Here is a 10279-nt window from a genome sequence, read left to right as displayed (position 1 = left end):
CGCCGTCCCAGGGCGGGCCAGACGGAAGACCGGCATGCCCTCCAGCTCGAGAACGCGGCCAGCCTTGAACTGCCAGGGGTCCAGCTCTTGACCTTGCTCATCCACCGGACTCCTCAGATGCCAGCGCCCCGGAATGCGCATGTCATCCCAGAGGTCGTAATACCCCGTCATGGCTTTCTCGTGGCCAGTCTGTTGAGCCGTGAGCCGGGCTTGCAGATGTCCGCCGCGAGCCTGTCGAGCTCTTCGACGAGCTTGGGCCGGCAGTCGGCCTGGGTCTGGCAAGTCCCAAGCGCATCCTCCAGCCTGCGGTAGATCTCCCGATGATACGCCTCGGGATGTGGCCCCTGATGGTCGATGAGATAGACCATGTTCGCTGGGTCGTTGAGGCTCACCCCCGCCCGCTCGAAGAGCTCCTCGAACCGAGGTGTCCAGGGCCCGCCGCTGGCATCCGACTTGTCGTTCTTGTCGGTAGCGATGTGGTGGCCTTTGGCATCAGCCTTGTCCGAGGCATCCCGGCACGCTCCTGTCATCCGTGCCGAGGCAACTGCCGCGGAGGTCGCGGAGACCGTTGTATTCGCGGACACGCCCATCAGCACCACCGTGCCATCCGCCACGGTCACCTGCGCGCGTGCTCCTGCTCCGATGACAAAACCACCCTGCGAGCCTCCTCCCGCGAAGCTGAATCGCGGAGGCGAGAGGCGCGCCCATATTCCTCCCTTGGGCACCTCTGGCAACCCCTTGGTCAGCTTGGCGCCTGCCACTGTCACCAGCACCCGCAGTCCTACTCCCCCTATCGTCTTGCCGAAGCGCTCGGCCGCCATCTCCAATTGCTCGACGGTCCTCGCCGCCTCCGCCTCCCGGTAGAGATTCAGGCATGCCAGCCCGACGTTGTAGAGTTCCGTCGCGGTGTAGGTCATCAGCAACCCGATGGTCACCGCAGCGGCCAACGCCTTGGAGAAGAGGGGCTCGGGCGCCGCCCACGCGCTCATGTAGAGCATCATGGACATGGCCACGGAGAGCACCACGGTGGGAGAGCTGAACATCTCCACGGCGGCCTCCCGCACACCCTCGTGCATGTAGCGCGGCGAGAGTTTGAGCGCCTGGAACCACCGGGCGCCCTCCAAGGTAACGGGTAGCGGTACCGAGGAAGGTCCATAGAGCGCCTCGTACTGCTCGCGCACTCGCTTCTCCAGGTCGGAGGGCAGGGCTGTCGTCGGCGGCAGAGCCCATGAGCCTGTTACGAGGAGTCTCGCTCCGGGCCTCGAGCGCGTCGCCTTGCGCTCCTCCAGCGCCGCCACCACTTCCCGCGCCTCCTCCAGGGTGAATCGCGCCAGGGTTGGGTCTGGACGGAGCAGCTTGAAGGTGAGTTTGAGCCCGCGACCGTCTGTGGCGCTGGGATGCGCGCTCACCACCACGGTCTCCAGCAGCGCGAGCCGCGATTCGACTTCGGGTGGTGCTGCTCGGGCCAGGAGCGGCACCAGCAGCAGCAGGCACAGGGCGGGGGGGCGAAACATGGCGCGCGAGGGTCGCACGGGGCGCTGGGCGGTTGTCCAGCGCATGGGAGCGGAGATGCGTTCTGGGATTCCGGGGAAACTCTGCTATCCTCGGGGCAGCACCGAGCGAGGTCGAGAGGCCCCGCCCCCCAAAGGAGAAGCGCGTGAACGGAAAGCACTTCGTCGCTGGTCTGCTGTTGGCGGTGGGAATGGTGGCCACGGGCTGTGGTGGGACCGAGGTCGAGGAGACCGTGTCCGAGTCCGAGCTGAGCAGCCGCGAGGACTCCATCATCTACCCGTGCGACGGCACCCAGATGTGGACGTACACGTACTACAGCAACTCCAGCAAGACGACCCAGGTGGGCGACTGGCGCTGCGACTGCGACGGCACGACGCGCAACTGGGGGACGAAGACCTCGTATTACACCTTCACCCGCGTCGCCTGTTACTGAGCCTTCGCGGGCTTCCGGGCGGCGCTACGGACGCCGCCCGCGCCTGAGTGCCAGCGCGGCCAGCGCGAGCACTCCCAGGCCCCAGCCCGGCGCCGAGCCACACCCACAGCGCGTGGGCTCGGTGAGCGGGGGCACGGGGCCGGGCACGCCGCGCATCTCCGCGGTCCGCGCCACCCACAGGTGACTGGTGACGGTGCGCGGCCGGCCCTCCCTCCACACCTCCACGCGGAAGCGATCCTCGCCGTGCTCGGGCGCGGTGACGTCCCGCTCCACCACGAAGTCGTCCGACGTCACGTCCACGAGCGGCAGGCGCACGCCGTTGTGGACGAAGCGCACCTGCTGGCCCCGCGCGCCGGTGACGCGAGCGCTCAGCCGCGTGCCCTCGGCGAGCACGGTGTCCCCCGTGGGCGCCACGCCGCTCGTCAGCTCCACCATGGGGTCCGTCGGCCCCTGGAGCTTCACCACGGTGCGGCCCTCGCGAATGCCCTCCAGCAGCGCCCGTACACTCAGCCCGCGCGCGTACACCAGGGTGGTGGGGTTGCCGATGGGGCTCTGCTTGAAGTCCAGGTCCACCCCGGCGCGGTGGTCATCGCTGCCGCCGAGCGCCGCGGCGTGGTGCCCCTGCGAGAGCAACCAGTCCCAGTAGCCGATGGCGCCCTCGGAGAAGAACCTCCCCAGCTTCTCCCATTCGGGGTTGCCCACCTCCACCGCGTCCACGCCTCCTGGCGGTACGGTGTGCTGCCACGCGCAGCCGATGCACAGGTCGCCCACGTCGTAGACGGGGTGGTTGATGGAGAAGAGGGCGCCCTGGCCGTGGAAGGCGTCCACCGCCTCCTTCAGGGAGAGGCCCTCGCCCACGCGCGGAGGCACATAGCCGGTGGCGCCAATGGCGTTCGCATGGCCCGCATAGGTGGTGTACTCGATGCCCGGCACCAGCAGCAGCTCGGGGTGGCGCGACTGGGCGTCCACGAGGAAGTCGAGCGTGGAAGTGGTGTTGTGCTCGGTGAGCACCACGAAGTCGAGCCCACGGCCCCGCGCGTACCGGGCAATCTCCTCCAACCCGGGCCGGGCATCGCCGCTCTCGCGCGAGTGGACGTGGAAGTCGCCCGCGTACCAGCGGGCCTCGGAGGACAGCGCGGCGGGGTGGTAGGGCTGGCGCTCGGGTTGGGGCGCGAGCGTGGCCGTCGTCCGGAAGCGCACCTCGATGCGGTAGCGCGCGGGCGTCTTGCCAATCTTCGCCTTGCCCACCGTCACCTTCCACCTGCCCGGCGGCAGCGGACCCGCGAGGTAGGAGCGCGAGGCGGCCTTCTCGCCCACCACGGCGGGCTCCTCGTTGCCGCCGCCGTAGCCGCGGAAGCCAGCGGGGTCCTCCAGCCCCCAGTCGAGGATGTTCTCGCTGGCGAGGTCGTCGTGGCGGACCTCCAACTCCACGGTGCCCGGGGGCACCTGGAAGGGGACGTCGAAGAAGCTGCCCTCGGCGGGCACCTCTCCTTCCATCACCAGCGGGTCGGCGGCGAGCGAGGGCGTCCAGGCGAGAAGACAGACGAGCAACGTGCAGGAGGATAGGACGAGGGTACGCACGGGGCCCGGAGCCTACCCGATGCCCGAGGCCGGGGGCGCTCCGCCTTGCTCGGTGCGGGGCGGCGACTTGCCCAGGAAGTCCACCTGGAGCCCGCCGTACTCCGAGCGGCCCAGCTCCAAGCGCCACCCGTGCAGCACCGCCACCCTCCAGGCGATGTTCAGCCCCAGCCCCTGCCCGCCGAGCCCGCGCGTGCGCGCCGTGTTGCCCCGGACCCCCCGCTCGAGGATGCCCGGCAATTCACTCTCGGGGATGCCCGGTCCATCATCCAGCACCCGCAGGCGGAACGTGTCTCCAGGCTGGCGCTCGAGCACCACGGCGACATGGCCCTCGCGCGAGTTGTAGCGCACGGCGTTGTAGATGACGTTGCTCACCGCCTGCTCGATGAGCGTGACGTCCCCGTCCACCACCAGGGGCGACTCGGGGACGGCGCACTCGAGCGCCACGCCCGACTGGCGCGCGATGGGACGGTGGCGGCCCATGCACCGCTCCACCAGGGCGTTGAGGTCCACCGGCCCACGCTGCACGCCCGGCTCACCCGCCTCCAGCCGGGCCGCGGCCCCCAGGTTGTGGAGGAGCGCCGCCATGTAGTGCGCCTCCTGGCTGGCCGCCGCGACCACCGGAGCCTCCACCGGCTCGCCCCGGGCCGCGCGCCGCTGCAACTCGGCCAGGTGGCCCTGGAGCACCGTCAGGGGGATCATCACGTCGTGCGTGGTGTTCGCCAGGAAGGTGCGCAGCGCCTGCTCCCGCTTCTCCTTGAGCTCCATCTGCGAGCGCACCTCGTGCCCCGCCTCGTCGAAGGCGCGTGCCAGCTCGGAGATCTCATCGTTGCCTCGAAGGGTGATGGGTCCCTGGTAGGCGCTGCCAGCGGAGGCCCGCACCTCGCGGGTGAGCTGCCGGAGGCGACGCACCACCGGCCCCACCGTGAGCAGCACGCCCGCCAGGGCGATCAACGTGGGCAACAGCCAGATGTTGGGAGGCGGGAGCAGGGGCTGCCGGGGCCCCCGGTCGGGAGGCTCCATCCGCCGGGCGAGCACGAAGGCGCATGGACCCGAGGACCAGGGCATGCGCACCAGCACCTGGCGCGATTCGCGGGGCCCAAAGCCGGGGAACCCGGAGGACGGGCTGGCCGATTCCTTCCCCTGCCGCATGTCCTCCACGAGCCCTTCCGCCAGAGGGGGCGCGGTGGGGTTGTGGGCCGAGAAGCGGGCGTCGTAGGCGAACAGCCGGACGCCTCCCCGCGGCGGAGGGCCTCTGCCCGGGGGGCCGTCGCCCGGCCGGCCTGGACGCGGGGGCGGCTCTCCCCAACCCATGAATGGCGGAGGCGGGCGGTCGCGGTGCGGGGGCCGATCGGGGGGCTCGTTGCTCCAGGTCTCGGGGGAGGCCTCGCACTGCTCGCGCCCTCCCGAGAGCATGTGCGTGAGGGCGTACTCGGCGAGGGCCGCTTCGCGCGCGCTCCGCTCGACGGCCGAGTGGACCCACGCCAGGGCCAGCGCGACGGGGAGCGCCACCGCTACCGTCGTGAGCGCCAGCCGCATCCGCAGCTTCATGGGTCCTCGCCCTCGCCGAGCCGGTAGCCGATGCCCCACACCGTCTCGATGTGCTTGCCCGGGCCCAGCTTGCGCCGCAGCCGCGACACGTGGACGTCCAGCGTCCGCTCGGTGCCCTCGCGGTCCGGATCCAACACGTTCTCCACCAGCCACTGGCGCGTCACCGCCGCCCCGGGCCGACGGGCGAGCGCGGCCAGCAGATCGAACTCCACGCGGGTGAGCTCCACCGGCGCTCCGTGGACGCGCACCTCGCGGGCCTGGAGGTCCACGTGCAGCGCGCCGATGTCGACGCCGCTGTCCTGCCGCTGCATCACCGGCCGGCGCAGCCGTGCGCGCACGCGTTCCACCAGCTCCTCGGGCCAGAAGGGCTTGGTCATGTAGTCGTCGGCCCCCAGCTTCAGCGCCCGCACCTTGTCCGCGGTGTCATTGCGCGCGCTGAGGATGAGCACCGGCACGTCCGAGCCGTCCCGCAGCTGCTTGAGGATGTCCATCCCATAGGTACCGGGGAGCATCAGGTCGAGGATGATGAGCCGCCAGGCGGCCGCCTCGTCCGGGCGCAGCGCGCGCCCCTCGGTCCACCAGGTGGGCTCGAAGCCCGCCCGTCCCAGGTGGTCGACGATTTGTGCTCCCAGCTGCCGATCATCCTCGATGAGCAGGATGCGCTCACCCATGGCCCTGTCCTCTCCAGAAGTCGTGGGCCACCCCCTCCGGGTGGCTCCACCCCTACATGTGCGCTGTCGTATCGGAAGCGTCGTAAGAGAATCTTAAGACATGGCTTCTAGCTTGAGACTCGGCGGGGCTGGCCGGGCTCCGCCATTCTGACACCCAGGGTGTCGAGGAGCGATGACATGAGGTCTTGGCTGGAGTCGAAGAGGGGGCAAGGCAAGTTGTTGGGCACGGTGCTGCTCGCGGCGGCGCTGGGCACCGGCTGTGGCGGCGCGTCGAGCGAGGAGGAGACGCCCGCCGTCGAGGCGAGTGAGGCCCTGGGCGCGGCGAGTGACTCCGCCCACTCGGTGGAGCTGGAGCGGCTGATCGCGGGGCTGGACGGAGACTTGAAGCGGGAGCAGCACGAGGCCTTCCGGTGCGATCCGGAGCCGGAGGTCACCGAGGTTCAGGTGTGCGGCGAGACGGTCCCCTCGCGGATGCGCTTCGAGTGGACGGAGTGCACCCGCGCGCCGTTCCATCGCCCTCCCGAGGGCCCGGGGCAGGATGGACAGTGGACGCCGCCGGCCCGGCCCGTGGGGCAGGAAGGGCAGGGCCCGAGGCGGGGCGGTGGACCGCACGCGCCGGGCGAGGGCGCTCCCACCAGCTCCAGCGGCACGGTGGAGCTCGTCAACGACGTCACCGTGGTGCCGGAGGGCACCTGCGGTCCGGAGACGCGCCTCGACAGCCTGCAGAGCGCGACATTCTCCAGCACGCACACCGGGCCGGACGGGCGCGTGGTGACCTTCCAGGGCACGACCACCTCACAGGGGAACCGCCTGGTCAGCGAGACGATCTTCACCCGCACTGGCACGCTCGACACCACGCGCCAGGTCAAGGACGCGGAGGGCAATGTGGTGCGCGGTCTGCACCTCTCCGGCTCGCTCTCCGTCACCTTCGACGGCTCGGGCGAGGCACCGGTGCGCATCCTGAGCGGTAAGTTCGATGCGGCGCTCGCGGATGGCACCACCTCGGTCATCACCGTGGAGGAGCTGCGCCGGACGCGGGGCTGCCGCTGGCCGATCGCCGGCACGGTGACGCAGAGCCAGGCGGATGGCACCGAGCACGTGCTGGGCTTCGGCCCCGAGTGCGGCACGGCCACGCTCGATGGCGCGGCATACGAGCTGCGAGGGGGTGGCCACCACGGGCGCGGGGGGCATGACGGAGGCCGTCCGGGCGGCCCCGGCCCCTCCACCGGCTCGCGCTGAGCCACGAGTAGCCACCCGAGGAGCTTCGCGGACCGGCTGTTGAAGGAAGTGAGCGGTAAGAGAGCGCCCTCCGCGAGGAGGGTGCTGCTCGCGTCACTCCTCGGCTGGTGCGGGCTCGGGGCGCTCGATGAGTCCCGCCCGGTCGAGCAGCTCGCGCACGCGCGCGGTGAACGCCACGTGCTCGGGGTTGCTGGCCGTCATGGGCTCGGGGGAGAGGATGAGGAGCCAGCCCAGCGCACCCACCGGCTCGATGCGCACGGGCGCGGGCAACGGCGGCAACTTCCCAAGGCGGCGCGATAGGTACGTCAGCCAGCCCACGTCTACCTCTTGCTCCTTCTTTCGAACAAGATCCCTCATTTTGCCCGAGGTCGCCACGGCGAAGTCGGGATCCCATGCCGTGGCCATGCTGGTGAGCACCCCGGCCAGCACCGGGGCGTGCAGCAGGCGCTCTCGCAGGATGCCCTTCCTGGCCAGCGCTAGCAGGCACAGGTTGGGCCCCCCCCACGGAGAATATCCACCGCAAGAAAGATGGAGACGGGTCATGGGCTTCTCCGCATTCCACACAATCGTGCTGAAGCCCGCGTCCTCGATGACCTTCTTGCCAATATCCGTGCGATGCCTGTTGCGAAGGAACAATGCCTCCAGTTCCGTCACTTCCGGGCGGACAGGCCAGCCTGGCAGCTCACGGGGCGCGCCACGACCTGCGCTGTACCACTGGGTAAATCCTGGGTCACACCGTGCCAGCATGGAGAAGAAGAGTTCCGCGCGTCGGGCACACTCCAGCGCGGTTTCCTTGCGCGGTCCCCAGTACGCGCTCACGTAATAACCCTCATTCATCCGTTTCCCCTATCGTGCGGGTCTCATGTGGCGGACCTTGATATGGATCCGCTTGTTGACCCTGAAGAACTCGCGGAGGAACTCCGCGACCTGGGCATCGGCCACGTACCATGTCAGCGGCAGGTTGAGACGATTGGCCAGCTGCGACTGGTCCTCTGCCTGCTTCATCAGCTGATCGAACTTGCCCGACCTCACGTACCAATCCTTTGGGCTGCCATCCTTCTCGAAAAAGGAGGCGTAACCGGGGCCCTTGGCTTCTTGAAGTTCCTTGCCGTTGAAGCCATCGAACTCCAGCCCGTCAATGTCATACACCCGCCAGGCGGGTTGGCCCGTCACCTGCTCCTGATAATCCAGGGCATCTTCTGACCTGGTGGTGGGGGTCTTGTAGACCCATTTGCCGGGCCCTTTCGTCGAAGACGCCTTGCTCGTCTTGCCGCTCCCGCCGCCAGCGCTGCCCTGGCCGCTACTGGCCATGTGGAGGATGGAGAGGGCGCCGAGTTCCACGCCGAGCGTGGTCGTCATGGTGCCACCGGACACCACCACCCTGCTCAGTGTGAGCTCGCCTTGGGCCGTGAGTGACAGCACCGGCAGCTCCGCCCCCAGCCCGCCCATGCGCCCCACCGTGGCCTCTCCGCCCCCGAGCAGCATCACCACGTGCGTGGACAGGCGCGCCGCCTCGCGTATCTGGTCCTCGCGGGACATGGCACCGAAGCGCGCGAAGTATTCGGGCGAGGAGGCGATGAGGAGCGCCACCGTGGTGGGAAGCTGGGCGAGCTCCTCCACGCTGCGAATGGGGTGGAGGATGGACTGGGCCAGCGCCACCGCCATCTCCCCCATGGCGTCCTGGGCCCCATCCAGCGCGGCGTTGAGCCAGTCTCGTCCCAGGCCCAGCTCGGCCCAGGGCGGGGTGTCCACACGCCGCAAGACGTCGTTCACCGGGTAGAGCACGCCGCCGCGCGAGAAGTAGAAGTCGCCCACGACGAGGCGCCCCACCCTCCACTCGCCCTTCTCCAACGTCACCTGCCCCAGGCGCTGGAGGGGCTCCCCTGTGAGCGCTGCCACCAGGTAGCCGTCCGGGCGCACCAGCACCAGGGGCCAGAAGCGTCTCGTCCGCCGCCGCAGTTCCGCGTACTCCACACGCTCGCCGCCCTCGAGCACCTCGCCCAGGAGCGCATAGAGGACGCGCCGTGGAGCGAAGCTCTTCTGGGTCACGCGTGTCTTCGCCAACAGGGCCAGGAGCTGACGAGCCTGCTCCATGTAAAGCGCGCCACCCGCGGGGTGCCGTGCCTCTTCCTCCAGACCGCTCGCCTCCTGCACCTGTTGAAAAGGGTCTGCTGTCTGCTCGGGGAAGCCACCCGCTCCGCCCTCTGCCTCGGCTGATACGGGAGAGGCGGCCGGCGGCTGAGGGCCGGAGCTGTCGCGAAACAATGAGGAACGCGAGTGGAGGCCGAAGGACCTCGTCAGCCCTCCTCGCGGATGACCCGTGGCGCACCCTCCCAGCAGCAACAGAGCCAGCACGGCCAATAAGACCGAGCAGCTACCCTCCCTCGTCACGGGGTCTCTCCCGTTCACGAGCGTGCGATTCTTCTTCGCCATGAGCGGCGCCCCCTTGGATGCACAGGCGCCGAGCGTGTCACATTCGAGCGTCCATCCCAGGACGGCCCCAACCAGGCAGACAGGCGTCCAGCATCGGTGGATGTGTGACACCCGGGGGGCTCCGGGATGCAAACGCACCGCATCATGCACATCCCACCTCAGCGTATCAGGAGGTGGGGTGGCGTGAGCGTGAGCACGAGGTTCCAGAAGACGGGGAGACGTGTGGCCTCGCGCGGGGGGAGAGTAGGCAAGCTCCTCGCGGTGCTGGGCCTGGCGGTGCTCGCGGGGTGCAAGCAAGACGGGCCGGCACCCCAACCCCAGGAGCAGGCACCGGTGGTGCTCGGGCCCGAGGACGTGGTGCGCGTGGAGCCACGCGAGCTGCGGAACGGGCCCGTCCTCTCCGGCACGCTCCAGGCCCGGCGCGCCGCCACCATGCGCGCCGAGGTCCCAGGCGCCGTGCTGGAGATGAGCGTCGAGCAGGGCCAGCAGGTGAAGAAGGGCCAGTCCCTCGCGCGCATCGAGGCGCTCTCCCTGAGGGACCAGTACCTCGCCGCGCGCACGGCGGTGCAGGTGGCGCGCAACGGCGTGGAGGTGGCCCGTGCCGAGGAGGAGCGCACCCGCAAGCTGGTCGACGCGGGCGTCATCACCCGGCGCGACTACGAGCGGGCGGAGCTCGCGCGCCGACAGGCCGAGGCGCAGCTCTCCGAGGCCCGGGCCCGCATGGCGCTCTCGCGCGAGCAGGTGGGCCGCACCCGCCTCCGCGCTCCCTTCGACGGAGTCGTGAGCGAGCGCCACGCCAGCGCGGGTGACATCGTCCAGCCGGGCACGCCGCTCTACACCGTCATTGATCCCACCAGCCTGC

At 69.9% G+C, this 10279-nt stretch carries 9 protein-coding genes; 3 read left to right on the top strand and 6 right to left on the bottom strand.

What is annotated here, in order from left to right; genetic code table 11:
* Nucleotides 1–167: 167 nt before the first annotated feature.
* Complete coding sequence (locus VF697_RS27395) at nucleotides 168–1514, bottom strand: AHH domain-containing protein (protein ID WP_331099676.1); 1347 nt, start codon at nucleotides 1512–1514, stop codon at nucleotides 168–170.
* A gap of 143 nt (nucleotides 1515–1657) precedes the next feature.
* On the opposite strand from VF697_RS27395, the gene VF697_RS27390 reads away from it, so the two are divergent.
* Complete coding sequence (locus tag VF697_RS27390) at nucleotides 1658–1945, top strand: DUF6289 family protein (protein ID WP_331099675.1); 288 nt, start codon at nucleotides 1658–1660, stop codon at nucleotides 1943–1945.
* 24 nt (nucleotides 1946–1969) lie between these two features.
* Here the strand turns inward: VF697_RS27390 and VF697_RS27385 are convergent, their stop codons facing one another.
* The 3 genes from VF697_RS27385 to VF697_RS27375 are packed head-to-tail and all read right to left on the bottom strand — an operon-like array spanning nucleotide 1970 to nucleotide 5745.
* The gene (locus VF697_RS27385; RefSeq protein ID WP_331099674.1) at nucleotides 1970–3526 is read right to left on the bottom strand and encodes a CehA/McbA family metallohydrolase; all 1557 of its coding nucleotides are present in this window, start codon (nucleotides 3524–3526) and stop codon (nucleotides 1970–1972) included.
* A gap of 12 nt (nucleotides 3527–3538) precedes the next feature.
* Entirely contained in the window at nucleotides 3539–5074 is a 1536-nt protein-coding gene (locus VF697_RS27380; RefSeq protein ID WP_331099673.1) for a HAMP domain-containing sensor histidine kinase, read from the bottom strand.
* Nucleotides 5071–5745, bottom strand: coding sequence for a response regulator transcription factor (locus VF697_RS27375; protein WP_331099672.1), 675 nt, complete (start codon nucleotides 5743–5745; stop codon nucleotides 5071–5073). Before VF697_RS27375 ends, VF697_RS27380 begins: the two co-directional genes overlap by 4 nt.
* A 177-nt stretch (nucleotides 5746–5922) precedes the next feature.
* Between VF697_RS27375 and VF697_RS27370 the strand changes: the two genes are divergently transcribed.
* Nucleotides 5923–6984, top strand: a complete 1062-nt coding sequence (locus VF697_RS27370) for a hypothetical protein (protein WP_331099671.1) — start codon at nucleotides 5923–5925, stop codon at nucleotides 6982–6984.
* A 93-nt stretch (nucleotides 6985–7077) separates the two neighbouring features.
* Here the strand turns inward: VF697_RS27370 and VF697_RS27365 are convergent, their stop codons facing one another.
* Nucleotides 7078–7821 (bottom strand): Imm52 family immunity protein, encoded by a 744-nt coding sequence (locus tag VF697_RS27365; RefSeq protein WP_331099670.1) that lies wholly within the window; start codon nucleotides 7819–7821, stop codon nucleotides 7078–7080.
* Between the two features lie 9 nt (nucleotides 7822–7830).
* Entirely contained in the window at nucleotides 7831–9078 is a 1248-nt protein-coding gene (locus VF697_RS27360) for a Tox-REase-5 domain-containing protein (RefSeq protein WP_331099669.1), read from the bottom strand.
* A gap of 522 nt (nucleotides 9079–9600) precedes the next feature.
* Between VF697_RS27360 and VF697_RS27355 the strand changes: the two genes are divergently transcribed.
* Nucleotides 9601–10279: efflux RND transporter periplasmic adaptor subunit (locus tag VF697_RS27355; RefSeq protein ID WP_331099668.1), on the top strand; the 679-nt coding region annotated here is incomplete at its 3' end.

It is taken from the genome of Archangium sp., from assembly GCF_036388035.1.
In the GTDB taxonomy this organism is placed as follows: domain Bacteria; phylum Myxococcota; class Myxococcia; order Myxococcales; family Myxococcaceae; genus Archangium.
Note: the sequence above shows the minus strand (reverse complement) of the source record. Positions and strands in the feature narration are given on the sequence as shown.